We start from the raw sequence: 23,804 nt of genomic DNA, 5'->3' as shown, positions 1-23,804 counted from the left end.
AGTCACGGCTGCGCAGCGGAGCGTGCAGCGGTAGATAGGCTCGAAGGCGTGACTTCCGCGCGCTTCCTCGTCGTCCTCGATGCAGACTCCACCCTCATCCGCAACGAGGTGATCGAACTGATCGCCGACGAGGTCGGCCGAGGCGCCGAGGTGCAGGCGGCCACGGAAGCCGCGATGCGTGGCGAGATCGACTTCGCCACAAGCCTGCGCTCGCGCGTCGCCGCGCTCGAAGGCGTACCGGTGTCGGGGTTCACCCGCGTGCTCGCGCGCATCGAGCCGACGCCGGGAGTGCGCGAGCTCACGGCGGCCATCCACGCGCGCGGCGGAGTCGTCGGAGTCGTGTCCGGCGGATTCCACGAGATCCTCGACGATGTCGCCCCCGGGCTCGGCGTCGACCGCTGGCGTGCGAACCGTCTCGAGGTCGCAGACGGCGCGTTGGCCGGCCGGGTCGACGGCGAGATCGTGGATGCCGCTGTGAAGGCCGCGACGTTGCAGGAGTGGGCGGATGAGCTCGGGGTGCCCCGTCACGCCACCATCGCAATCGGCGACGGTGCCAACGATCTGACGATGATGGCGGTCGCCGGGCTGGGGCTCGCGTTCAACGCCAAGCCCGCCGTGCGCGCGGCCGCGAGTCTCGTGATCGGCCCGCAGGACCTGTCCGAGGTCATCCCGCTGCTCCCCTAGCGGATGTCGGAGGCTGCCTCTAACGTCGGGGCATGGACATCATCCTCATCCCCGGTCTCTGGCTCGACGCGTCCAGTTGGAGCGAGGTGACAGGTCGCCTCGAACGCGCGGGGCACACGGTGCATCCCCTGACGATGCCCGGCGTGGGTCTTCCTGGCGCCGATTCCTCCGACATCGGCATCGCCGAGTGGGTCGACGCCGCCGTGGCCGCGGTCGACGCCATCGGGCGGCCCGTGGCCGTCGTCGGTCACAGCGGCGGCGGCAACGTCGCCTGGGGTGTCGCCGACGCACGGCCCGACCGCGTCTCGCGGGCCATCTTCGTCGACACGGTGCCACCGCCCTCCGGATTCGGCATCAGCGAGTTCGAGGTCGTCGACGGTGTCGTCCCGTTCCCGGGATGGAGCTTCTTCCCGGATGAGGATGTCGACGACCTCGACGACGTGACCCGCGCCCGAACCGCTCCGCTCGCTCGGAGCGTCCCCGCACGCGTGCCCACCGATCCGATCGAGCTCGGATCGGAGGCACGACACCGGGTCCCTGTGACCCTGCTCATGGGCGGCATGGATCGGGAGACGCTTGAGTCGGAGCTCGAGCAGTGGGGCCCGTACGCCGAGGAGTACCGAGCGATCGACGACGTCGAGGTCATCCGCATCGGGTCGGGTCACTGGCCGCAGTTCTCCGTCCCGGAACGCCTGGCCGAGCTCATCGATACCGCGGTCACCCGCCGCTGACGGCGGAGGGCAGGGGTGGGCTCAGTGCCCCATCCCGAGTCCGCCGTCCACGGGGATGACCGCGCCCGAGATGTAGCCGGCGTCATCGCCTGCGAGCCAAGTGACCACCCCGGCGACCTCATCGGGCGTGGCGAAACGGCCGGCGGGGATGTTGGCCTTGTACTGCTTCTGGGTCTCCTCCGGAAGCTCGGCCGTCATGTCCGTCTCGATGAAACCCGGTGCCACGACGTTCGCCGTGATCCCGCGTCCGCCGAGCTCGCGGGTCAGCGATCGCGCGAAGCCGACGAGCGCGCTCTTCGAGGCGGAGTAGTTCACCTGCCCCGCCGAGCCGTAGAGGCCCACGACGCTCGAGATGAGGATGACGCGTCCGAACCGCGCCCGCAGCATGCCCTTGGATGCGCGCTTGACGACCCGGAATGTGCCGCCGAGATTGGTGGCGACGACGCTGTCGAAGTCGTCCTCGCTCATGCGCAGAAGGAGGGTGTCCTTGGTGATGCCCGCGTTGGCCACGACGATCTCCACGGGCCCGAGCTGCTGCTCGACCTCGGTGAAAGCGGCGTCGAGACCCGCGGAATCCGTGACGTCTGCGCGCACCGTGAGCGTGCCGTCGGGGCCTTCCCCGCTCCTCGCCGTCACGGCGACGCGATAACCGTCGCGGACGAACCGCTCCGCGATGGCGCGGCCGATGCCGCGGTTGCCGCCGGTGACGAGGACGACGCGAGAACTCATTTCCACTCCTGATCCGGCCGCTGGGGTCGCGGCCTGGTCGTCCTCGATCCTACCGAGGATGGCGCAGCTCGACCGGTGACGTTTGACAGACGGACTCCGCGGCTGGAACGCTGAATCCGACGAAAGGCGCCACCGTGAGCGACACCAGCAACCCCACGCCGGCAGGCGGACAGCAGCCGACGCGGCCGACGCCGCCGCCCGCGCACCCCTACCCGGCAGCGTCGCCGGCACCTCAGCCACCCTCGTATCCCGCCGCTCCTCCGGCGCCGCCGACGCAGGCCCACCCCGGCACGGCGCACCCGAACTACGCAGCACCGGTCTACCCCGCCCCTCGCCCCTCGAGCGGATTGGCGATCACGTCGTTGATCTGCGGAATCGCGGGCGTCGTGCTCTCCTGGGCGGTGCTGCCTCTGCTCGCCTCGATCGTCGCCGTGATCACGGGGCACATGGCTCTCCGCCAGACGAAGGCGAACCCGATGATCGGCGGACGCGGCATGGCCTTCGCCGGCCTGATCATGGGATACGTCATGGTCGCGGTCCTGGTCATCGGCATCGTCTTGACGGTGATCGGATTCCTCTTCTTCGGCGCCTTCACTCTGCCCTTCCTCTTCGCGTCCTGAGCGGCAGACGGGCGCGCCGTGGTGCCCGCACCGGCGTAGGCTGGACTCATCGTGAAGAGCAAGCCGCTGGTCCCTGCTGTCACCTCGCTTCCGCAGTCGCCGAAAGACGAGGCGGACCACCGCGTGCGCCGGTACGCGCTCACCATGACGATTCGCATCGTCTGCTTCGCGCTCATGATGTTCGTGCAGCCCTACGGGTGGTACACCTGGGTGTTCGCGCTCGCGGCTGCCGTCCTTCCGTACATCGCCGTGGTGTTCGCGAACGCGGGGAGCGACAGCACAGAGACGACAGCGGAGTCTCCGGTGCAGCAGCTGGAAGCGCCCGCGGCGGCTCCGACTCTTCCGGTCGAACACGACCCGGCGCCCCACGTGATCACCATCCACGAAAGCCGCCAGGATCGCGAGTGAGTGAACTGGAATGCTCGCGTGCGGGATGCCGGAACGCAGCGACCACGCAGGTGGTGTGGCGCAATCCGCGGATCCACGCCGTCGACCGTGAGAAGATCTGGCTCGCGTGCGAGGAGCACGTCGAGTTCCTCCGCGACTATCTGGCAGCCAGGGACTTCCCCGTGACAGTGAGAGATGGTGTGCCCTCGTGAGTGCCCGGATGGGTCGATGGACCGTGTACGCGCTGATCGCCATCGGTTTCGCGATCGGGTGCGCCTTTCTGTCGAACTGGCAGTTCGAGCGCAACGAGGCGAGGGCCGAGCAGATCGCTCTCGTCGAGAAGAACTATGACGCGGATCCTGTCCCGCTCGCCGACCTCATCGGCGCCGATGGCGCGCTCGAGCCCGGGGACGTCTGGCATCCCGTCGTGCTGACCGGCGAGTATCTGGCCGACGACCAGCTGCTCGTACGCAACCGCCCCCACGGCGGCACCAGCGCGTTCGAGGTTCTGGTGCCGTTCCGCGACGCCGACGGACGTGTGTTCATCGTCGATCGTGGCTGGGTGCCGCCGGGCGACGGCGACTCCCCCGATGCCGTTCCGGACCCTCCTTCCGGAGAGGTCGAGGTGATCGTGCGGCTGCGTCCCGGAGAGCAGCTTCCGGCGTCGGGCCGGGGCGCGCCCGAAGGCCAGGTGCCGACGATCAACCTTCCCTCGATCGCCGAGCTGGTCGACGAAGACGTGATCACGAGCGCCTACGGGCAGATCGTCAGCGAGGAACCAGCGGGAGAAGGCACCCTGGGTCGTTTCGACTCCCCCACCGACGATCCCGGCCCGCACCTGTCGTACGCGATCCAGTGGATCCTGTTCGCGCTGATGGGCTTCGTGTTCATCGGATACATCATCCGCACCGAGATCGTGAAGCATCGCGAAGAGGTCGAGGGGATGCCGGCGCAGGTCACGCCCTCGCGCCGTCGTGACAGGGATGCGGATGTCGAGGACGAGCTCCTCGACGCTCGCTGACGCGATCAGCCCCAGGCGCGCACCTCGCGGACAAGGGCGGTCTTGGGGTAGACACCCGAGGGCGTGCCGATCTCGAAGAGAGCGATCAGGAGCATCAGCGGGTAGTCCGGCGACTGCGGGATTCGCCGCAGCACGCTCCCTTCACAGCCGATCACCGTCTCACCGTCGCCCCAGATCACCGTCCAGGTGTGCGGCTCGCTCGCGTCGAACGGGAGCACCACTTCGGCCATGTCGGTCTCCAGCCGCGGATCACCGTGGGCTTTGATGCCGGTCCGGGCGCGCGTCGTCGTCGAGACGGCCTTCGCGTCGATCTCGAAGATGCAGATCTCACCGGCATCCGCCTCTGCGAGGTGCTCGACCCCGACGAGCCAGGCGGCGAGCATGCACCCTTCGTCTGTGCTCGCCGCGACGGTCACATCGACCCGTCCGCGGGCAGGAGCGAACAGCATGCGCAGAGGCGTCTCCGTTCGCACCTCGAGACCGTCCGGGCGATGTCGGTGCGTCCCGCGCTCCGACCCGACGGGCCCGGAGAACATCGCGGTCTGCACGTTCGACACACGGAGCGGGGCATCCTCCTCCCGCCAGTCGAGCTGATCGCTCTCGATCCGCAGCTGCAGCCCGGCGTCGACGATCTCGTACCGCGCCGCCGACCTCTCGGGGACGGTCCAATGCGGAAGGTAGTGAGCGATCCACCTCTCGCCGTTGAGCCCTGGCGAGAAGTCGTCCGCGAAGCTCGGAGCCTCTGACGGCGGAGGCGGGAGAGCCTCACGCATCGTTCAGTCAGTCCAGGGCATCGGCCTGCCGGGCAGGCGCGCGCTGTCGTCGGGGAGATGAGGCAGCTCGTCACCGCCGGCTCGGATGCACAGCCAGCGGAGTTCGCCCGCACTGCCGGGGTGAGACCGCCACGTACGGGCGACCCCCTGCCCGACTCGGATCACAGTCCCCGCGCCGACCTCGATGACCTCGTCGTCGAGTCCCATCTGTCCGCGCCCCTCGAGGAAGACGTAGAGTTCCTCGATGCGCGCGTGGACGTGCCAGTATCCCGCCTCTTCACCCGGTGCGAGCGCGTTCGCGGTGAGGCCGATGTACTGCATGGTCAGCTCGTGGTCGACGACGCGGCGGCCGTCGCGCGAGCGTGCGGCGTCGAATCCCCCATGGTGTTCGCGCCACTCGTCGAGCGCACCGATCTCGATGACCTGGAACCCGCTCATCCCCGACCTCCCGCCGATGTCCCGCCGATGATCGTCCGCGACCATCCCTGATCGGCGGCATCGTAGACGACCCGCGTATGACGCCGATCCCGCGATCCCTGCCAGAACTCGATCCGGGCCGGGACCACCCGCCACAACACCCAGTCCCCCTCGGCAACATCCGCCCGCGCGGCTGCGGAGCGCGCGGCGAGGTCGGCGGCGCTCTCTTCAGCCGTGGCCTCGGTCACCCTCCCCCTCACCCGCACCGCTCGCACCTGCGGCTGCCACCAGAAGTTCAACGCCGCAGCCGGCGACGCGGCGAGCTGCGCTGCCTTGCGCGATGACCTCGTGCTGGCGAACGCCCATCCCTGCTCGTCGACCCTCTTCAGGATGAGTGTCCGCGCGTCAGGGAGTCCCTCGCCGTCGACCGTCGCGAGCGTCAGAGCCTGCGGCTCCGGGACACCGGCCGAGGCCGCCGCTCGCAGCCAGTCGGCGAAGAGCACGCCCGGATCGTCGGGCAACGCGGAGAGGTCCCACTCCGGCGGCGTCCCGGTGAGGGCGTGCCTTCCCCTCAGCCAGTCGTTGAGGGGAACGGAGTCGAGATCGTCTGCGGCATTCGTCACGACTCCGACTATGCCAGCATCCGCGCTCGCTACCGACTAGGCGAGCTCGATGAGGTCCTGGTACTCCTGGCTCCAGAGATCCTCGACGCCGTCCGGAAGGATCAGCACGCGCTCGGGGTTGAGCGACTGCACCGCACCGGGGTCGTGCGACACGAGGACGACCGCCCCCTCGTAGTGCGCGAGTGCGCCGAGGATCTCCTCGCGAGACGCGGGATCGAGGTTGTTCGTCGGCTCGTCGAGCAGCAGCAGGTTGGCGGAGGAGACCACGAGGGTCGCCAGGGAGAGACGCGTCTTCTCGCCACCCGAGAGGACCCCCGCGGGCTTCAGCACGTCGTCGCCGGTGAAGAGGAACGACCCGAGCACCTTGCGCGCTTCCATCTCGGTGATGTGCGGAGCGGCCGAGACCATGTTCTCGAGAACGGAGCGGTTCACGTCGAGGTTCTCGTGCTCCTGCGCGTAGTAGCCGACCTTGAGGCCGTGCCCGGGCTCGAGCTGCCCGGTGTCGGGCTTGTCGACTCCGGCGAGCATCCTCAGCAGCGTGGTCTTTCCCGCACCGTTGAGACCGAGCACGACGACCTTGGATCCGCGGTCGATCGCGAGGTCGACATCGGTGAAGATCTCCAGCGAGCCGTAGGACTTCGAGAGCCCCGTCGCCATCATCGGGGTCTTGCCGCAGGCCGCGGGCTTGGGGAAGCGGAGCTTCGCCACGCGGTCTTCCTGACGCACATCGTCGAGGCCGGCGAGGAGCTTCTCGGCGCGCGCGATCATCTGGTGAGCGGCGGCCGCCTTCGACGCCTTCGCACCGAAGCGGGCCGCCTGCTGCTGCAGCGTGGTGGACTTCTTCTCGGCGTTGGCTCGCTCTTTCTTGCGGCGCTCCTCGTCTGCCACCCGCTGACGCAGGTAGTTCTTCCAGTTCATGTTGTAGGTGTCGATGACCTGACGGTTGGCGTCGAGATAGAAGACGCGGTTGACGGTCTCGCCGACGAGCTCGACGTCGTGGCTGATCACGATCAGCCCGCCCTTGTAGTTCTTGAGGAACTCACGCAGCCACACGACACTGTCGGCGTCGAGGTGGTTGGTCGGCTCATCGAGGATCATGGTCTCGGCGTCGGAGAACAGGATGCGCGCCAGCTCGATGCGTCGACGCTGACCGCCCGAGAGCGTCGATAGCGGCTGGTCGAGGATGCGGTCGGGCAGCGAGAGGTTGTTGGCGATGGATGCCGCCTCGGCTTCTGCGGCGTATCCGCCCTGCGCCTCGAACTGCTCTGTGAGGCGCGCATAGCGCTTCATCGCTTTCTCGGCCACGGCGGGGTCTTCCGAGGCCATGGCCAGCGCGGCCTCGGTCATCCCGAGGTTCAGCTGACCGAGTCCCCGCGCGTCGAGGATCCGCGTGCGCGCCAGGTCTTCCGGGTTGCCTGAACGGGGGTCCTGGGGCAGGTAGCCGAGCTCCCCCGAGCGTGTCACTGTGCCGCCGGAGGGAAGGACGTCGCCGGCGAGCACCTTGGTGAGCGTGGTCTTTCCCGCACCGTTGCGGCCGACGAGACCGATCTTGTCTCCGTCGCTCACACGGAACGACACGTTCTCCATCAGGAGGCGTGCGCCCACGCGGATCTCGAGTTCGTGCACGGCAAGCACAGGCGGGATGTCCGTTCTTTCAAAGGGGGTTCAGGCCGAGGGGCCAAACTCCCAGTATAGATCGCCTGCCTGGGCGTTCAGTCGAAGTACAGGTCGTGGTGCAACCGGCATCCGGGATTAAAGACCGCGGCGCAGGTCGGACACGCCGACACGTCGAGGTAGGCCTCGATGCTCAGCGAGCTCCCGCAGACTCCGCACAGCACGGCCTTCGCGGATCTGGATGCCGTCGGCCATCGCCGCGCCCCATGATCCGCGAGCGCCGCGTGACAGAGATGGCACGGGTACCAGTCTCCGCAGCACGCGAACCTCATCGCGATCACGTCGAGAGGACCGTCGTAGTGGTCGCACCGGGTCTGACCGTCGACGAGCAGGCCGTGCACGGTGGTCGTGCCGATCGTCGCCGGGCGGTCCGCGCATCTCCCACCGTGGGTGGATGCGGTCGATACCTCAGGGTGATGCCCCATGCGCCCTCCGCTTCCTAGCCTTCAGAGGTGGATGTTATCAACGAGCTCATTCTGCAGACCGTCGCCTCCCCGTGGCTGTACGCCGTGCTGCTCGCGGTGACGATCGTCGACGGCTTCTTCCCGCCCGTTCCGAGCGAGACCGTGCTCGTGGCGGCCGCCGCGGTGCTGACGTCGTCCGGAGAGCCCTGGGCGCTGATCCCGCTCGGGCTCGTCGCCGCGGTCGGCGCGACGATCGGCGACAACATCGCGTTCGCTCTCGGCCGACGGCTGGGCACGACCCGCTGGGCGTGGATGCGTCGCCCGCGGATCGCCTCGGCCTTCCTGCACGCCGAGCGCGCCCTCGACCAGCGCAGCGCCGCTCTGATCCTCGGCGCTCGATACATCCCCGTGGGTCGTGTCGCGGTGAACATGTCGGCCGGTGCGCTGCGATTCCCCTGGAGACGTTTCCTTCCGCTGAGCCTCGTCGCCGGTCTCAGCTGGAGCGCGCTCAGCCTGGCGATCGGCCTGCTCGCGGGATCGTGGATCACGGATCAGCCCCTCGCGAGCGCGGGAATCGGCGTCGGGGTCGCTCTCATCATCGGGCTGATGATCGACCGCATCGCCGCAGCCCGGCGTCGGCGCGCCCCCGTCGCGCAACTGGCAGGATGACAGTCATGGCACGTCGTCGGCCGCGCACTCCGCGCGCTCCCCGCATCAGCCGTCGGACGGCAGGCCTCGCGACCATCGGCGCGGTGAGCCTCGCGCTCTTCACGGTGCTCGTGTCGCTGCAGACTGCGCTGTACGGCACAGCGGTGGGGCTGTCGTTCATCCTCGGCGCCGCACTGTGCTCAGCGCCGCTGCTCTCGCTGTGGCATCCCCGCTGGGCGATCGCGTCGTTCGGCGCAGCGGCTTTCGCCCTCCCTCTGCTGGTCGTCCCGACTCAGGCGACGGAGGCACCCTGGCCGTGGTCGGTGCCGGCGCTGCTGACCTTCGTGGTCATGGTCGGCGTCGTGACCTTCGTCCACGGCGCGGGCCCGGGGGCCGTCACCCTTGCCGTCGGCGTGCTGGTGTCGCTCACGGCGCCGCTGTTGCGCCCCGATGTCGTCGCGACACCGGCGACGGCGGCAAGCGCCACCGCCGACCTCATCGTGACGACGTCGCTGGCCGCTGCCATGTTCCTGCTCGCCGTGCTCGTCGCAGGTCGAGTGAGGGTGTCGGCCGAACTCACGAAGGAACGGGAGCATTCCGCCCTCGAGGAGTCGCGCCGCGCGCTCGTCGAGGAGCGAACGCGCATCGCCCGCGAGCTGCACGACGTGATCGCCCACAGCATGTCGGTGATACAAGTGCAGGCGTCCACGGCTCGCTACCGCCTGCCCGACCTCGGCGAGGCCGCGACCTCGGAGTTCGACAGCATCGCCGCCACGGCGCGTGGTTCCCTCACCGAGATGAGACGGATGCTCGGCGTGCTGCGCACCGAGGATCAGGCGGCTGAGCTGGCGCCGCAGCAGAGCATCGACGACATCCCGTCTCTCGTCGACACGATCCGGCGCGCCGGCGTGACCGTGGGCCTCGAGATCACGGGCGCGGCGGCCGACGCACCGCACGGCGTGCAGATCGCCGCCTTCCGCATCGCGCAGGAGGCTCTCAGCAATGCAGTGCGGCACGCGTCCGGCGCCGCGGTCACGGTGCGCCTGCAGGCCGATCTCGAGACCGTCGTCCTCCGGGTCCGCAACGGCCGCCCCCCTGGCCCGTCTGCCGCCCCCGGCGGAGGATACGGGCTGCGCGGCATGCGTGAGCGTGTCGAACTGCTCGGCGGCTCCTTCACCGCCGGCCCCACCCCCGACGGCGGGTGGGAGGTCGCCGCGTCTCTTCCGCTGCACGAGGGCTCAGCCCCCGACATCACCACCATCCCCGAGGAGACCCCGTGACGATCAGCGTCCTCGTCGCCGACGACCAGGCCATGGTCCGCGCCGGATTCGCCGCCCTGCTCGATGCACACGACGGAATCCGGGTCGCGGGCCAGGCCGCCGACGGCGCCGAGGCCATCGCACTCGCCGCCCGACTCGACCCGGACGTCATCCTGATGGACGTGCGGATGCCCCAGGTGGATGGAATCGAGGCCACTCGTCGTATCCTCGGCCCGGGCTACCCCGCAGCGCATGTGCCGAGGATCCTCATGCTCACCACCTTCGACATCGACGACTACGTCTACGACGCGCTGGAGGCGGGAGCGAGCGGATTCCTGTTGAAGGACGCTCTCCCCGAGGAGCTCGTGCATGCGGTGCGCGTCGTCGCCGGCGGCGACGCCCTGCTCGCACCCAGCGTGACCCGGCGGATGATCGAGCAGTTCGCGGGACGCAGACCTCGCACGGCGCGGGCGGCGTCCTCACTCGCGGAGCTGACCGACCGGGAGCGCGAGGTTCTGGTGCTCATCGGACGCGGACGCTCGAACAGCGAGATCGCATCCGAGCTCTTCATCGCGGAGCAGACCGTGAAGACCCACGTCGGCAAGGTGCTCGCCAAGCTGCGGCTTCGCGATCGCGTGCACGCCGTGATCCTCGCCTACGACACGGGCCTCGTCGAACCCTCCTCCTGAGCCCTCTGATCACACCGCGGTAGGGGTCCGAACCAGCCCTGAGGGTGATCCCCTGACCGGCACCGCGTCCATACGCTCCTCGGACACCCATCCGAGGAGGACTCCATGGCCATCGTCGAGGCACCATCCCGCACCTCTGTCAGAGCGCCGCTGCCGGGCCGCCGCGACCCCGGCATCGACCTGCTGCGCGCGATCTGCGTCGTCGGAGTCGTGCTGCTCCACGCCATCATGGTCGGCGTGACCGTCGTCGACGGCGACCCGGTGTTCGCGAACGCGAGCGAGGGCACCTGGTGGATCGTCCCGGTCAGCTGGTGTCTGCAGGTCATGCCGCTCTTCTTCATCATCGGGGGATTCGCCGGATACCTCTCGTTCCGACGGATGCAGGCGCGCGGCGGCACTGCGGTCGACTTCATCGCCACTCGCGTGCATCGACTGCTCACGCCCGCGCTGTGGGCGATCGCGCTCGCCGGCGCAGCCCTCGCGGCACTGAGCGTCGCGGGCGTTCCCGCCGACCTCATCGCGACCGCGGGATTCCGCTACAGCCAGCCGCTGTGGTTCCTCGGTGTCTTCCTGGGCTGCCAGGCACTGCTCCCCCTGCTCGCTCAGGCTCATGCACGTCGACCGCTGATCACCGTGGCGGCGCTCCTGGTGGCATCCGCGTCCGTCGATGCCGCGCGCGCGGGCACCGGGTTCGAGGGCCTGGGATTCCTGAATCTCGCCTTCGTCTGGCTCGCACTCCAGCAGATCGGGTTCTTCCTCGCGGATGGCACCGTCGAACGACTGCCCAGAGCGACGCGGGCGATCGCCGGAACGGTGGCTCTCACGGCGCTCGTCGTGACCTTCACCACGGGGATCCACTCCCCCAATCTCATCGCGAACATCAATCCGCCCACGACGGCGCTGCTTCTCGTCGGCGTGGTCCACCTGAGCGCCGTCTCACTGGTGCGCGGTCGCGTCGAGGAGTTCAGCCGTCGTCCGGTTCCCGCTGCATTCGGGGCGTTCGTCAACCGCCGCACCATGACGATCTACCTGTGGCACATGCCGGTGCTGCTCGCCATGGCGGGGGTATCAGCCGTGATCTCTCTTGCCGGCGGAATCGCTCTGCCCCAGCCGGGCTCCATCGCGTGGTGGGTGTCCCGTCCGAGCTGGCTGGCGGCCGCCCTGATCCTGACAGCGGCGATCGCCGTCCCGCTCACTCGCATCGAGAGGAAGCCGTCGCCCGCGCTCACCGGATCATCGCGCCGAATCGTGGGCGCGGCCGCGCTGGGTGTCGCCTCGGTCGTCCTGCTCCTGGTCGCGGGCACGACGGTGCTGACAGCCGCGGTCGCCGTAGCCGGGATGCTGCTCGCGCTGCGCATCTCCCGTCGATCACACCAGACCGCGAGCGACGAGGGCGTCGCCGACATCGTCGGCGTGGCGCAGCGTCCTGACCATGAGCGGCACGGTGCTGCGCACGCCCCGACGAATGCCGCGCGCGACGTGAGCCTCGTTGACGGTGCGCGCGAAGCCCGCGACCACGGGAATCATCGTGAGGGTCAGTGAGATGGTCATCGCGACGGCATCGGCATCGATGCCCAGTCGGCGCAGCGGCCGCAGCATCCGGTGCAGCACTGCCAGCAGATCGCCCATCCGGGTGGTGATCGTGAGGAGCGCGGCCAGAAGCAGCAACGACGCCACCCTGGCCGTGCTGATCCAGGCCGTGAGCGGCGATGCGAAGACCCAGAGCGCCACCCCGAGCACCAGCACGAGCCAGCGCAGACGCCATGCCTCGACGAGCAGGATCGTCGCCGGCAGTCCGGCGGCGAGATAGAGCATGCACACCACGAGGAGCGAGACCGCGACGCTCCATCGGTCGTGCGGATAGCCGGCTGAGATGAGCACGAGGACGGTGAAGAGGGCGAGCTTGGGCCCCGCCGGCATGCGGTGGACGATGCTCGCCCCTGGCCGATAGGCCTGGATCACCTCACCAGCTCCCGATACTCGGCGACCACGTCTGCGGGCCTGCCGGCCGCGATGAGCGAGCCTGCGTCGAACAGCACCGCATGATCGCATCTCGCGGCGAGCTCGAGGTCGTGGGTCACGATGACGACCTGGGTCGGCAGCGCCAGCAGAAGGTCGGAGATCCGACGGGCATTGCGCAGGTCCAACAGCGTCGTCGGCTCATCCGCCACGATCAGCTGCGGTTCCGTGATCAGGACCGACGCGAGCGCCAGCAGCTGCGCCTGGCCGCCGGACAGTTCCGACGCCGGCACATCCGCTCGATCCGTCAGTCCGTGCTCGGCGAGGGTCGCCGCCACGCGCCTGTCGACCTCGGCCCGAGGGGCGCCGCGAAGCGACAGCGCGAGGTCCTCGGCGGGGGTGGGCATGAGGATCTGCGACTGCGGGTCGGTGAACACGAAGCCCACACGTCGTCGCAGCCTCCTCGCGTCCCGTCGGGAATCGAGGCCGAGCACCGTGATACGCCCCGCATCGGGGAGTACGAGGCCGTTCAGCAGTCGTGCGAACGTCGACTTGCCCGATCCGTTCGCGCCGATGACCGCGATCCGCGGGGCCGCGAGCTCGATGCTCACGTCGCGCAGGATCGCGCGCCCCTCTCGCTCGACGGTGACGCCGTCGAGCGAGATCCGCCCGCTCGTGACCTCAGACCGCACGGACGGACGCGGGCACGGAGGAGTCACGCGCGCCGAACGCGCGGGGGTACGCGCGCCGCAGCGCGAGGACGAGGGCGGTCGCCGCCGCCGCTTTGAGCAGGTCACCGGGGAGGAACACGAGACTCGCCAGAGCGGTGGATCCCAGGTCGAGCCCGAGCACCAGTGCGGTGACGGGAACGCCGCAGAGATACACGACGAGGATGCCGCCGACCACGACTCCGAGTGCGATCCGCCACCAGCTCATCCGACCGCTGCGCACGATGAGACCGACCACGATGACGCCGACGAGCCAGCCGAGCAGGTATCCCGCCGTCGGACCGACGAAGACTCCCAGTCCACCTCGGCCGCCGGCGAGGACGGGAAGTCCGACCGCTGCCAGCACGAGGACCAGAAGCACCGACAACGGGGCGAGGCGCGGGCCGAGGACCGCGCCGGCGAGCATCACGCCCAGCGTCTGAGCGGTGATGGGCACGCCACCGGGAATCGGGACCGTCACCATTCCGAGCACGACGATGAGCGCCGCGAAGATCGCCACTCGCGCGAGCTCACGACCGAGGTCCCCTGTGTGCTGCGTCATTGATCATCCTTCCTGAACACCGTTCACCTGAACGGTGTTCACTATAGTGAGCAGATGACCCCTGAGCACAACTCCGCACGTCACGACCGCGACGCCGTGGCCCGCGCTGCGCTCGCACTGCTCGACGAGGTCGGCCTCGCAGACCTGTCCATGCGCCGGATCGCGGCCCGGCTAGATGTGCAGCCGAGCGCTCTCTACTGGCACTTCGCGAGCAAGCAGGAACTGCTGGCAGAGCTCGCCGACCGCATCACCGCGCGCATCCCGCGCGGCGACCAAGATGTGCTGACCACGGCCCGCGGTATCCGGGATGCCCTCTTCACCTACCGGGACGGCGCCGAGCTCGTGCTGAGCACCTACGCCCTGCGCCTCGGCTCGTCGCACGCGCACACCGCACTCGAAGCCGCGCTCCGGCGTCACGGCCTGACGGATGCTCCGGAGCGGGCAGCGGCGCTGCTGCACTTCGTGCTCGGCCACGCGACGCTCGTCCAGCAGCGCATGCACGCGGAGAGCCACGGGGCGGCACTCGATGATCACACAGTCGACGTCACGGCCGGCCTCGACCGCGTGTTCGATCTGGGCGTCTCAGCGCTCGCCGTCGAGCCGGCCACAGCTGAACTCACCGCGCAGGCGGCTCCGCACCGGACAGCTCCGCGGCGTGACCCAGCCTGAGTCCCGGCACGAACGCCAGCAGCACCAGACCGAGGCAGAACGCGAAGACGACGCTGAACGCGCTCACCCCACCGCCGAAGCTCGCTACGGCCAGGCCCGCGAGAGCGATCACGACCGCGGCCCCCGTGGAGTCCGAGATCGACAGCGCCGATGAGTTGAAACCCTGGTTGCCGGTGTCCGAGTACGCGAGAGTGAGCACGGTGAGGCGGGGGTAGAGCAAGCCCATGCCTCCGCCGGCGAAGGCCCACCCGACCACGACGAAGAGCGGCGAGAGTCCCCAGATCGCGGCGAGAAGCACGAAGACCAGCGCGCAGAGCAGCAGCGAGAGACTGATAGCCGTGATCCGCGCGTTGCCGAGACGTTCGCCGAATCTGCCCTGCAGCGCAGAGGCGCCCGCCCAGGCGAATGCGGCGAGCATCAGGGCGATACCTGCCCAGGTCGCACTGAACCCGAACTTCTCCATGAGCAGATACGGGATGTACGCTTCCGCAGCGAAGAACGCACCGGCGACGATGCCGCGCATGAGCACGACGCTCGGCAGGCCTCGACCAGCGCGCAGAGTCCGTCGAGGGAGCAGCGGCAGCACCGCCACGGCGATCACCGCCACGGATGCCAGCGCGACCGACCATCCGACGGTCGCGGTCATCTCCGCCGTGAATCCGATCAACACGGCGAACACCGCGACGACGACGGCGAGCATCAGGCGTGTGAGGAGAGTTCGACGGTCCTGCGGTTCGCCGTGCCCGAGATCGACGCCGCGCAGCCGGATCGCGATCGTGAGGAAGGCCGCCGTCGTCAGCACCGCCACACCGAGGAAGGCCCACCGCCAGTCGAGGTATTCGGCGACGGCTCCGGCGAGGAAGGGGCCGATCATCGACGGCACGACCCAGGCCGCAGCGAACGCCGCGAACACCCTTCCGTGAAGATGCGGCGGATACAGCCGTGCCACCACGACGTACAGCGCGACCGTCTGCCCGCCCGCCCCGAGTCCCTGCACGAGCCGCCCGATGAGGAACTGATTCATCGTCACGGCGAACCCCGACAGCAGCAGGCCGACGATGAACAGCGACACCGCGGCGTACAGCGCGCCTCTGGGTCCTCGCGCGTCCGACCACGCTCCTGCGGCGACCATGCCGATCACGCTCGTCGCCAGGGTTCCGGCGAAGGCCACTGCGTAGAGCGCCTGCCCGTCCAGCGCCTCGCTGACGATCGGCATGACGGTCGCCACCGCGAGCGCTTCGATCGCGGCCAGGAAGATCAGCGCGACCGCGCCGGCGGTGACCCAGCGGCGTTCGCGGTCCCAGATCGACGGTGTCGCTCGATCGAGCGTCATCGATCCACGAGCGTCGCGATGCGCTCGACGGCCTCGGTGATCACCTCGGGGCTCGTCCCGAAGTTCAGCCGCACGAACCCTCTGCCCTGATCTCCGAAGGCGGGGCCGAAGTGCAGGGCCACTCTGGCTTCCTTGAGGATCCGTCGTGCGGGGTTGTCTCCCCATCCGAGCCCCGAGAGGTCGATCCATGCGAGGTACCCGGCGTCCGGGATGCGATAGCGGGCCGCGGGGAGCTTCGACGCGAGCAGGTCCTCGAGCAGCACCCGATTCGCGTCGAGAGTCGCCAGCAGCCCGTCGAGCCAGGGGTCGCTCGCTTCGGAGAACGCGGCCACGGCTGCGAGCAGACCGAACTGCCCGGTGCGCCACTCGACTTCGATCGGAAGCCCGCGAACGATCGCGCTCGTCGGATCGGAGGCGGTCACCATGAGCGCGCACTTGAGGCCGGCGAGGTTGAAGGCCTTGCTCGCGCTGACGACGGCATACCCCACGCGCTCGGCCGCATCACCTGTGTCGAGGAACGGCGTGAAGCCCGTTCCCGGCTGAGCGAGCGGCGCATGGATCTCGTCGGAGACCACCGCGGCGCCGAACTCGTCCGCGATCTCAGCCAGAGCCGCGAGCATGTCGCGGCTGTGCACGGTGCCGGTCGGATTGTGCGGGTTGCAGAGCAGCATCGCGGTCGCGCCGTCGTCGAACGCCGCGCGGATGCCGTCGAGATCGAGTTCCCATCCCATGCCGGTGTCGATCAGGGGCACCCGCGCCACCTCGGCGCCCGCCTCGGACACCAGGTCGTAGAACGGCGGATACACCGGCGGAGTCACGACCACGCGCTCCCCCGGCTGGGTCACTCGGCGAAGGATCTCGACGATGCCCATGCTCACATCGGCCGTGGTGCGCATCCGCGTCGGATCCGGCTCCCAGCCGAAGCGACGGCGCGCGAAAGCCGCGTACGCGTCCGGCAGCGGCGTCCGGGAGGCGATGTAGCCCGTATCACCGATCTCGACGGCACGACGCAGGACATCGGAGATCTCCGGCGCGAGCGGAAAATCGGTCTCCGCGACGAAGAGCGGGAGCACATCGGCGGGATACTCCCGCCACTTCTCGCTGCTTCGCTGCCGGAGCTCGGCCAGAGGCAGAGCCGTGACCTCGAGCATCCTCAGATCGCGAAGCCGAGAGCGCGCATCATGTCGCGCCCGTCATCCGTGATCTTCTCCGGACCCCACGGCGGCATCCACACCCAATTGATGCGGAAGCGGTCGACGACGTTGTCCAGAGCCTGTGCGGTCTGGTCTTCGAGCACGTCCGTCAGGGGGCAGCCGGCGCTGGTCAGCGTCATGTGGATGACGAGAGCATCGTTCTCGTCATCCCAGGCGAGGTCGTAGATGAGGCCGAGATCGACGACGTTGATCCCGAGCTCCGGGTCCATGACGTCTTTGAGCGCCTCGGTGACCTCGTCGTACTTCGCGTCCGTGAGGGTGGCTGTCATGCGAATCAGCCTACGCCTCGATCGGCGCTGCGGGGTCGAGGAAACGGTCGTATCCCTCGTCCTCGAGCCGGTCCGCCAGCTCAGGGCCGCCCTCTTCGACGATCTTGCCCGCGACGACGACATGCACGAAGTCCGGACGGATGTAGCGGAGGATGCGCGTGTAGTGCGTGATGAGCAGCACACCGAGGCCGGTGGACTCCTTGGCGCGGTTGACGCCCTCGGAGACGATCTTGAGTGCATCGACGTCGAGGCCGGAGTCGGTCTCGTCGAGGATCGCGAACTGCGGCTTGAGCACCTCGAGCTGCAGGATCTCGTGACGCTTCTTCTCTCCACCCGAGAAGCCCTCGTTGACGTTGCGCTGCGCGAACTTCGGATCCATGCGCAGGTTGGCCATGGCCGCCTTGACGTCCTTGGTCCAGCCGCGGATAGCCGGAGCTTCTCCGTCGAGTGCCGTCTTCGCGGTGCGCAGGAAGTTCGTCACCGTCACACCCGGGATCTCGACCGGGTACTGCATCGCGAGGAACAGGCCGGCGCGCGCACGCTCGTCGACGCTCATCGCGAGCACGTCCTGGCCGTCGAAGGTGATCGATCCGGAGGTCACCGTGTACTTCGCGTGACCGGCGATCGTGTACGCGAGCGTCGACTTGCCCGAGCCGTTGGGGCCCATGATCGCGTGCGTCTCACCGGTGTTCATGGTGAGGGTGATTCCGTTGAGGATCGGGGTGGTACCCGCCTCGGTCTCGACCGTCACATGCAGGTCGCGGATTTCGAGAACAGACATTCAGACTTCCTTCGTCACAGTCGGGTCGATGAGCACGTCGTCGCCGTCGATCTCGACGACGTAGACCGGAACGGGCTCATAAGCGGGGAGGTTCTGGGGCTTGCCGGTGAGCAGCGAGAACGCGGAGCCGTGGGCCCAGCATTCCACCGTGTCACCTTCGACGAACCCCTCGGCGAGCGAGATGTCGCCATGCGTGCAGGTATCGCCGATCGCATGGATGACGCCCTCGGAGTCCTTGATCACCGTGATCGGCACTCCGCTCGGCTCGACGCGGATCGGCATGTCCTGCTCGAGCTCGGCGACGCCGCAGACGCGTTCCGCGGTCATGCGTTCACCTCGGCCAGCTCGGTCTCGATCGCAGCGAGCAGCTCGGCCTCGAGCGTGGGGATGCCCAGGCGCTGAACGATGTCGGTGAGGAATCCGAGCACGACGAGACGACGCGCCTCGTCTTCGCTGATGCCGCGAGCCTGCAGGTAGAACAGCTGCTCGTCATCGAAACGACCGGTCGCGCTGGCGTGGCCGGCGCCGAGGATGTCGCCGGTCTCGATCTCGAGGTTCGGGATCGAGTCGGCGCGGGCACCCTCGGTGAGCACCAGGTTGCGGTTGGCCTCGTACGAGTCGGTACCCGTCGCATCGGCACCGATCAGCACGTCGCCGATCCAGACGCTGTGCGCGCCCTCGCCCTGAAGAGCGCCCTTGTAGAGAACGTCGCCCTTGGTGTGCGGGCCCTTGTGGTGCAGGTAGACCTGGCTCTCGAGGTGCTGTCCGGCATCCGCATAGGACAGACCGTAGAGGTAACCCTCGGATCCGGCACCGGCGAGCTCGACGCTCGGGTTCACGCGCACGACTCCGCCGCCGAAGCTGATGACGAAGTGCTTGAGCGTGGCATCGGCGGCGACCCTGGCCTGGTGCGCGGAGGTGTGCACGGCCGCGTCCTGCCACTGCTGCAGGCTGATGACCGTGAGCCTGGCACCGTCGCGAACGATGATCTCGACGTTCTGCGAGTACTGCGCGGCACCCGTGTGCTGGAGCACGACGGTGGCCGAGCTGTGCGGGAGCGCCTCGATCACGATGTGGGCGTCGGCGCGCAGCTCGGCGCCGAGCCCCTCGATCGAGACGAAGATCGGCTCTGCCACTTCTTCCTCGCTCGGGATGCGGATGTGCAGCGCCTCCGGCGAGCCCTGCCAGGCCACGGCGGCCGTGATGTCCTCGGCGAGGAAGACCTCACCGCGAGGCGCATCGCCCGCGGCGAGCGGTGCCGCGACGTACTTCTGACCCTCGGTGAACGAGTAGCGCACACCGTCGCTCGTGCCTGCCGCCTCGAAGAGCGGGGCGAGCTTCGCGACAGGAGTGTGCTTCCAGTTGACCTCGCGGCCGGTCGGCGAGCCGAAGTCAGCCGGCTCGAAGGAGTGCGGACGCTCCGAGCGGGTCTGCACCGGCACGAAACCGGCATCCGAGACCTGAGCTGCGGGGTCGATGTGCGCGTTCGTATGCTGCGCCTCGCTGGGCGCTGTCGTCGAGGCCGCCATTTAGCCGACCGATCCTTCCATGCCCATCTCGATGAGCTTGTTCAATTCCATCGCGTACTCCATGGGCAGTTCACGCGCGATCGGCTCGATGAAGCCGCGCACGATCATCGCCATTGCCTCGTCCTCGGGCATGCCGCGGGACTGCAGGTAGAAGAGCTGCTCTTCGCTGACCTTCGAGACGGTGGCCTCATGGCCGAGCTGCACGTCATCGACGCGGATGTCGATGGCCGGGTATGTGTCGGAGCGCGACTTGGTGTCCACCAGCAGCGCGTCGCACCGCACGGTGTTCGCCGAGTGGTGCGCGTTGGCGTCCACTCGCACCTCGCCGCGGTATCCCGCACGTCCGCCGCCGCGCGCGATCGACTTCGAGACGATCGACGACTGCGTGTACGGAGCCATGTGGATCATCTTCGCGCCGGCGTCCTGGTGCTGGCCCGGGCCTGCAAAGGCGACCGAGAGGGTCTCGCCCTTGGCGTGCTCGCCCATCAGGTAGATCGACGGGTACTTCATCGTCACCTTGGATCCGATGTTTCCGTCGACCCATTCCATGGTCGCGCCCTCATGAGCGACGGCGCGCTTGGTGACGAGGTTGTAGACGTTGTTCGACCAGTTCTGGATCGTCGTGTACCGCACGCGGGCGTTCTTCTTCACGATGATCTCGACGACGGCCGAGTGCAGCGAGTCCGACTTGTAGATCGGTGCCGTGCAGCCCTCGATGTAGTGGACGTAGCTGTCCTCGTCGGCGATGATCAGGGTCCGCTCGAACTGGCCCATGTTCTCGGTGTTGATGCGGAAGTACGCCTGCAGGGGGATCTCGACGTGCACTCCCTTGGGGACGTACACGAACGATCCGCCCGACCACACGGCCGTGTTGAGCGCGGCGAACTTGTTGTCGCCGGCGGGGATCACGGTGCCGAAGTACTCCTCGAAGAACTCGGGGTGCTCGCGGAGAGCCGTGTCGGTGTCCATGAAGATGACGCCCTGCTCCTCCAGATCCTCGCGGATCTGGTGATAGACGACCTCGGACTCGTACTGCGCGGCGACACCGGCCACGAGGCGCTGACGCTCCGCCTCGGGGATGCCGAGGCGCTCGTAGGTCTCGCGGATCTCCTCAGGCAGGTCCTCCCAGGACTGCGCCTGCTTCTCGGTCGAGCGGACGAAGTACTTGATGTTGTCGAAGTCGATCTCGCTGAGGTCGGCGCCCCAGGTCGGCATCGGCTTGCGACCGAAGAGCTGGTACCCCTTGAGTCGGGTCTTCAGCATCCATTCCGGCTCATGCTTGAGCGCCGAGATCCCGCGGACCACCTCGTCGGAGATACCGCGCTTGGCGATGGCTCCGGCAGCATCCTCGTCATGCCACCCGAATTCGTACACCCCCAGGCCGTCAAGCTCCGGGCGGTCGATCAGCACATCCGACATCACACACTCTCCTCACAGGTCCCAAACGGTGTCATCCGCCCCGACACACCTGATCCCCGTCGAGTCTGCGGGAGCGGGTGCCGTTGGTGGGCCCTCATCACCGGCGCATCCATCGCGCCTAAACTGTTAGCGATGCTTCAGCGCGGTCAGCGCTCATCACAACAATCCGATTCTACAGGTTCCGCCTGAAGACAGGGCCGCTCGCCGTGTCCGGCGCGGTCCGGAGAGACTTATGCCCGAGACGACGATCTCCTCCCCCACGAACGCGGCAGCGTCGACGCATGCGATCCTCTGGGGACGAGCGCTGCGCGTCTTCGCGTGGCTGTCGTTCCTCGCCCAGACGATCATCATCGGCACCGGCGGCGCCGTGCGCCTGACCGGATCGGGCCTCGGATGCTCGGAGTGGCCGCTGTGCACGCCGGAGTCGCTCGTCCCGATCTATGCCGATCAGGGGATCCACGGCATCATCGAGTTCGGCAACCGCGTGATGACGGGCGTGGTCGGCATCATCGCCCTCGCCGTGCTGCTGCTCGTGCTGGCGCGCACCGGGGGCAGGAGGAGCGTGTTCTCCGCTCTGCGTTTCGCCGGAGTCGGAATCGTCGTGGCCGGCGTCGTCTTCCTCGCGTTCACCCTCATCGGCCTCCCTGCCACTCCCTTCGCGATGGCGGCCCTGCTCATCACGGTGATCGCCGCGACCGTCCGCTCGATGCAGACGACCTCTGACAGACGAGACCTGGTCGTCCTGGCGTGGATCGTGCTGATCGGCGTCGTCGCACAGGCGCTGGTCGGAGGCATCACGGTTCTGACGGGGCTGAACCCGTTCATCGTCGGCTTCCACTACGTCTCGTCGCTCCTGCTCGTGTGCGTGACAGCCGCATTCCTCGTGCGCCTGTATGCGACCCCCGGCCCGCGCGTCCGTGCCGTGCCCCAGTGGTTCGCGATCCTCAGTCACGTCACCGGCCTCGCCCTCGCCGTGACGATCCTGTTCGGTGTCCTCACGACCGGTTCCGGGCCGCACTCGGGCGACGCCGACGTCCTGCGCCATGGATTCGACGCCACCGTGCTCGCGCACGTGCATTCCTGGCCCGGCTACATCCTCGCCGCCCTGGTCGTCGCTCTGACGATCACCGCGTGGGTCCTGCGCCTGCGGCCGCGCAAGTGGCTGCTCGTGCTCGTGCTCGCCATCCTCGTGCAGGTCGCCGTGGGCGTGTGGCAGGCACGTGAGGGCCTCCCGCCGGTGCTCGTGGGAATCCACATGGTGCTCGCCTCGTTGTCGGCGGCCGCCTACACCGTGGTGGTGCTGAACCTGAAGAAGCCGGTCTCGTCGAAGGACTGATCCCCACCCGCACAGGGGATGCATAGCCGCGACATCAGTTGCTCATCAGTTCCTCGTGCACCGTTGCGGTCATGAACAAGTCACTGACACGCAGCATCGGCTTCTGGCTCCTCCTCGTGCTCTCCCTTGCTTCGGCGGGCGTGGGCGGCTGGCTCATCGCAGGCCAGGTCGGCACCATGACGAGCACCCTGCTCGACGGCACGGCCACCGGCATCGAGGTGTACGTCGGTCAGTCGCTCGTCGTCGTCGGCGCAGCTCTGCTCGGAGCGGGAGTCATCGGCATCCTGATCTCGGTGGCGCTCACCGCGGTGCAGGCGCTCGTCCCCTCCCCCGCACCCGCGGTCGTCGAGCCGATCGACTGGTCGGCAGAGAACCATGACGAGACGCCTGCGGACGCGCAGGAGCATGCGACCGGTGTGGTCGCGCAGCCCTCAGCAGAGACGACGGAAGACGCGGATCAGAACGGCAGCAGCGGGTCGACCGCGACCGCCACGAAGATCAGCGTGAGGTAGGTGATCGAGGCGTGGAAGACCCGCATCGGCCGCGCCTCGTTGCCGCGCACCGCCTGGTTGTACAGACGGTGCGACTCGTAGATGAACCAGCCGCCGAACACCGCGGCTGAGACGCCGTAGACGAGGCCCATGTTCGCGATCGGGATGAGCAGCAGCGAGCATGCCACGGTCGCCCAGGCATACAGGATGACCTGGAGTCCGACCTGCGACGCGTTGCGGGTGACGCCGAGCATGGGCACGTCCACGTCGTCGTAGTCGTCCTTGTACTTCATCGACAGCGGCCAGTAATGCGGCGGCGTCCAGAGGAAGATCAGGGCGAACAGGATGAACGCGGGCCAGTCGAGGGAGCCGGTGACCGCCGCCCAGCCGATCAGCACGGGGAAGCATCCGGCGATGCCGCCCCAGATGATGTTCTGCTCGGTGCGGCGCTTGAGGATCATCGTGTAGATCACGACGTAGAAGAAGATGGCGGATGCCGACAGCGTCGCCGCGAGCCAGTTCGTCGTGAACCACAGCCACACCGTCGAGACCACGGCGAGAGTCCACGAGAAGATCAGGGCACCGCGAGGGCTGATCTCGCCGGTGACCAGCGGACGGTTCTCCGTGCGGTGCATGTGCGCGTCGATGTCGCGGTCGAGATACATGTTGAACGCGGCTGCCGAGCCGGCACTCAGCGAGCCGCCGATCACGGTGGCCAGCACCAGCCACATGTCGGGCAGACCGCCCTGGGCGAGGAACATCACCGGGACGGTCGACACCAGCAGCAGTTCGAGGACGCGCGGCTTGGTGAGGGCGACGTACGCCTTCACGGTGCGACCGATGGACTTCTTCACAACGGTCTGATCAGACATCGTC

29 protein-coding genes and 1 pseudogene are annotated in these 23,804 nt (G+C 68.3%); 13 read left to right on the top strand and 17 right to left on the bottom strand.

The window, feature by feature from the left end; translation table 11 throughout:
* The first annotated feature begins 48 nt into the window (after positions 1-48).
* Both serB and AB0N61_RS04860 read left to right on the top strand, forming a co-directional pair.
* Complete coding sequence (gene serB, locus AB0N61_RS04865; RefSeq protein ID WP_363362158.1) at positions 49-684, top strand: phosphoserine phosphatase SerB; 636 nt, start codon at positions 49-51, stop codon at positions 682-684.
* A gap of 32 nt (positions 685-716) precedes the next feature.
* Complete coding sequence (locus AB0N61_RS04860) at positions 717-1,415, top strand: alpha/beta hydrolase (RefSeq protein WP_363362156.1); 699 nt, start codon at positions 717-719, stop codon at positions 1,413-1,415.
* Between the two features lie 21 nt (positions 1,416-1,436).
* Here AB0N61_RS04860 and AB0N61_RS04855 read toward each other — a convergent pair whose 3' ends face one another.
* Entirely contained in the window at positions 1,437-2,144 is a 708-nt protein-coding gene (locus AB0N61_RS04855; protein WP_167942769.1) for a beta-ketoacyl-ACP reductase, read from the bottom strand.
* A gap of 134 nt (positions 2,145-2,278) precedes the next feature.
* Here AB0N61_RS04855 and AB0N61_RS04850 point away from each other — a divergent pair, with 134 nt between their 5' ends.
* From AB0N61_RS04850 to AB0N61_RS04835, 4 genes are read left to right on the top strand one after another with little or no spacing between them, the layout of a single operon-like run.
* A complete protein-coding gene (locus AB0N61_RS04850; RefSeq protein WP_363362154.1) occupies positions 2,279-2,764 on the top strand; it encodes a DUF4190 domain-containing protein in 486 nt (161 codons plus the stop codon).
* A 51-nt stretch (positions 2,765-2,815) separates the two neighbouring features.
* Positions 2,816-3,172, top strand: coding sequence for a DUF3099 domain-containing protein (locus AB0N61_RS04845; protein WP_363362152.1), 357 nt, complete (start codon positions 2,816-2,818; stop codon positions 3,170-3,172).
* A complete protein-coding gene (locus AB0N61_RS04840) occupies positions 3,169-3,363 on the top strand; it encodes a hypothetical protein (RefSeq protein ID WP_363362150.1) in 195 nt (64 codons plus the stop codon). The genes AB0N61_RS04845 and AB0N61_RS04840 overlap by 4 nt, the downstream gene beginning before the upstream one ends.
* Positions 3,364-3,371: 8 nt before the next feature.
* Positions 3,372-4,172, top strand: a complete 801-nt coding sequence (locus AB0N61_RS04835) for an SURF1 family protein (RefSeq protein ID WP_363362148.1) — start codon at positions 3,372-3,374, stop codon at positions 4,170-4,172.
* A gap of 5 nt (positions 4,173-4,177) precedes the next feature.
* On the opposite strand, the gene AB0N61_RS04830 is transcribed toward AB0N61_RS04835, so the two are convergent.
* From AB0N61_RS04830 to AB0N61_RS04810, 5 genes are all read right to left on the bottom strand, one after another.
* Positions 4,178-4,945: a hypothetical protein gene (locus AB0N61_RS04830; protein WP_363362146.1), complete on the bottom strand. Its 768-nt coding sequence runs from the start codon at positions 4,943-4,945 to the stop codon at positions 4,178-4,180.
* A 3-nt stretch (positions 4,946-4,948) separates the two neighbouring features.
* Positions 4,949-5,383, bottom strand: coding sequence for a cupin domain-containing protein (locus AB0N61_RS04825; RefSeq protein ID WP_363362144.1), 435 nt, complete (start codon positions 5,381-5,383; stop codon positions 4,949-4,951).
* Positions 5,380-5,985 carry a pyridoxamine 5'-phosphate oxidase family protein gene (locus AB0N61_RS04820; protein WP_363362143.1) on the bottom strand — a complete coding sequence of 202 codons (606 nt, stop codon included), beginning with the start codon at positions 5,983-5,985 and terminating at the stop codon, positions 5,380-5,382. Before AB0N61_RS04820 ends, AB0N61_RS04825 begins: the two co-directional genes overlap by 4 nt.
* Before the next feature lie 36 nt (positions 5,986-6,021).
* Positions 6,022-7,620 carry an ABC-F family ATP-binding cassette domain-containing protein gene (locus tag AB0N61_RS04815; RefSeq protein WP_363362141.1) on the bottom strand — a complete coding sequence of 533 codons (1,599 nt, stop codon included), beginning with the start codon at positions 7,618-7,620 and terminating at the stop codon, positions 6,022-6,024.
* A 77-nt stretch (positions 7,621-7,697) separates the two neighbouring features.
* The gene (locus tag AB0N61_RS04810) at positions 7,698-8,084 is read right to left on the bottom strand and encodes a CHY zinc finger protein (RefSeq protein ID WP_363362140.1); all 387 of its coding nucleotides are present in this window, start codon (positions 8,082-8,084) and stop codon (positions 7,698-7,700) included.
* Positions 8,085-8,111: 27 nt separating this feature from the next.
* On the opposite strand from AB0N61_RS04810, the gene AB0N61_RS04805 reads away from it, so the two are divergent.
* From AB0N61_RS04805 to AB0N61_RS04790, 4 genes are all read left to right on the top strand, one after another.
* Positions 8,112-8,732 (top strand): DedA family protein, encoded by a 621-nt coding sequence (locus AB0N61_RS04805; RefSeq protein WP_363362138.1) that lies wholly within the window; start codon positions 8,112-8,114, stop codon positions 8,730-8,732.
* A gap of 5 nt (positions 8,733-8,737) precedes the next feature.
* Positions 8,738-9,991: a sensor histidine kinase gene (locus tag AB0N61_RS04800; RefSeq protein WP_363362137.1), complete on the top strand. Its 1,254-nt coding sequence runs from the start codon at positions 8,738-8,740 to the stop codon at positions 9,989-9,991.
* Positions 9,988-10,659 (top strand): response regulator transcription factor, encoded by a 672-nt coding sequence (locus AB0N61_RS04795; protein ID WP_167942758.1) that lies wholly within the window; start codon positions 9,988-9,990, stop codon positions 10,657-10,659. Before AB0N61_RS04800 ends, AB0N61_RS04795 begins: the two co-directional genes overlap by 4 nt.
* 105 nt (positions 10,660-10,764) lie before the next feature.
* A complete protein-coding gene (locus AB0N61_RS04790) occupies positions 10,765-12,201 on the top strand; it encodes an acyltransferase (protein WP_363362136.1) in 1,437 nt (478 codons plus the stop codon).
* Here the strand turns inward: AB0N61_RS04790 and AB0N61_RS04785 are convergent.
* From AB0N61_RS04785 to AB0N61_RS04775, 3 genes and pseudogenes are all read right to left on the bottom strand, one after another.
* A pseudogene (locus AB0N61_RS04785) lies at positions 12,097-12,579 on the bottom strand (CbiQ family ECF transporter T component); the annotation flags it as partial. The gene AB0N61_RS04790 and the pseudogene AB0N61_RS04785 sit on opposite strands and share 105 nt — an antisense overlap.
* A 38-nt stretch (positions 12,580-12,617) precedes the next feature.
* Entirely contained in the window at positions 12,618-13,310 is a 693-nt protein-coding gene (locus AB0N61_RS04780) for an energy-coupling factor ABC transporter ATP-binding protein (protein ID WP_363362134.1), read from the bottom strand.
* Positions 13,300-13,887, bottom strand: a complete 588-nt coding sequence (locus tag AB0N61_RS04775) for a biotin transporter BioY (protein WP_363362132.1) — start codon at positions 13,885-13,887, stop codon at positions 13,300-13,302. Before AB0N61_RS04775 ends, AB0N61_RS04780 begins: the two co-directional genes overlap by 11 nt.
* Positions 13,888-13,941: 54 nt before the next feature.
* Here AB0N61_RS04775 and AB0N61_RS04770 point away from each other — a divergent pair, with 54 nt between their 5' ends.
* The gene (locus tag AB0N61_RS04770; protein ID WP_363362130.1) at positions 13,942-14,556 is read left to right on the top strand and encodes a TetR family transcriptional regulator; all 615 of its coding nucleotides are present in this window, start codon (positions 13,942-13,944) and stop codon (positions 14,554-14,556) included.
* Here AB0N61_RS04770 and AB0N61_RS04765 read toward each other — a convergent pair.
* The 7 genes from AB0N61_RS04765 to sufB are packed head-to-tail and all read right to left on the bottom strand — an operon-like array spanning position 14,504 to position 21,101.
* Positions 14,504-15,889 (bottom strand): MFS transporter, encoded by a 1,386-nt coding sequence (locus tag AB0N61_RS04765; protein WP_363362129.1) that lies wholly within the window; start codon positions 15,887-15,889, stop codon positions 14,504-14,506. The two genes, AB0N61_RS04770 and AB0N61_RS04765, sit on opposite strands and share 53 nt — an antisense overlap.
* Positions 15,886-17,040, bottom strand: coding sequence for an aminotransferase class I/II-fold pyridoxal phosphate-dependent enzyme (locus AB0N61_RS04760; protein ID WP_363362128.1), 1,155 nt, complete (start codon positions 17,038-17,040; stop codon positions 15,886-15,888). Before AB0N61_RS04760 ends, AB0N61_RS04765 begins: the two co-directional genes overlap by 4 nt.
* 2 nt (positions 17,041-17,042) lie before the next feature.
* Positions 17,043-17,372 carry a metal-sulfur cluster assembly factor gene (locus AB0N61_RS04755; RefSeq protein WP_053096448.1) on the bottom strand — a complete coding sequence of 110 codons (330 nt, stop codon included), beginning with the start codon at positions 17,370-17,372 and terminating at the stop codon, positions 17,043-17,045.
* 10 nt (positions 17,373-17,382) lie between these two features.
* Entirely contained in the window at positions 17,383-18,153 is a 771-nt protein-coding gene (gene sufC, locus AB0N61_RS04750; protein WP_363362126.1) for a Fe-S cluster assembly ATPase SufC, read from the bottom strand.
* A complete protein-coding gene (locus AB0N61_RS04745; RefSeq protein WP_060926110.1) occupies positions 18,154-18,480 on the bottom strand; it encodes a non-heme iron oxygenase ferredoxin subunit in 327 nt (108 codons plus the stop codon).
* Positions 18,477-19,682: a Fe-S cluster assembly protein SufD gene (gene sufD, locus AB0N61_RS04740; RefSeq protein WP_363362124.1), complete on the bottom strand. Its 1,206-nt coding sequence runs from the start codon at positions 19,680-19,682 to the stop codon at positions 18,477-18,479. The genes AB0N61_RS04745 and sufD overlap by 4 nt, the downstream gene beginning before the upstream one ends.
* Positions 19,683-21,101 carry a Fe-S cluster assembly protein SufB gene (gene sufB / locus AB0N61_RS04735; RefSeq protein ID WP_363362122.1) on the bottom strand — a complete coding sequence of 473 codons (1,419 nt, stop codon included), beginning with the start codon at positions 21,099-21,101 and terminating at the stop codon, positions 19,683-19,685.
* Between the two features lie 232 nt (positions 21,102-21,333).
* Here sufB and AB0N61_RS04730 point away from each other — a divergent pair, with 232 nt between their 5' ends.
* On the top strand, positions 21,334-22,437 hold the full coding sequence (locus AB0N61_RS04730; RefSeq protein WP_363362120.1) for a COX15/CtaA family protein: 1,104 nt from the start codon (positions 21,334-21,336) through the stop codon (positions 22,435-22,437).
* Between the two features lie 71 nt (positions 22,438-22,508).
* Positions 22,509-22,949: a hypothetical protein gene (locus tag AB0N61_RS04725; protein ID WP_363362119.1), complete on the top strand. Its 441-nt coding sequence runs from the start codon at positions 22,509-22,511 to the stop codon at positions 22,947-22,949.
* On the opposite strand, the gene AB0N61_RS04720 is transcribed toward AB0N61_RS04725, so the two are convergent.
* Positions 22,895-23,800, bottom strand: a complete 906-nt coding sequence (locus AB0N61_RS04720) for a heme o synthase (protein ID WP_053099149.1) — start codon at positions 23,798-23,800, stop codon at positions 22,895-22,897. The two genes, AB0N61_RS04725 and AB0N61_RS04720, sit on opposite strands and share 55 nt — an antisense overlap.
* Between the last annotated feature and the right edge of the window lie 4 nt (positions 23,801-23,804).

It is taken from the genome of Microbacterium sp. NPDC089320 (genome assembly GCF_040684875.1).
In the GTDB taxonomy this organism is placed as follows: Bacteria; Actinomycetota; Actinomycetes; order Actinomycetales; family Microbacteriaceae; genus Microbacterium.
Note: the sequence above shows the minus strand (reverse complement) of the source record. Positions and strands in the feature narration are given on the sequence as shown.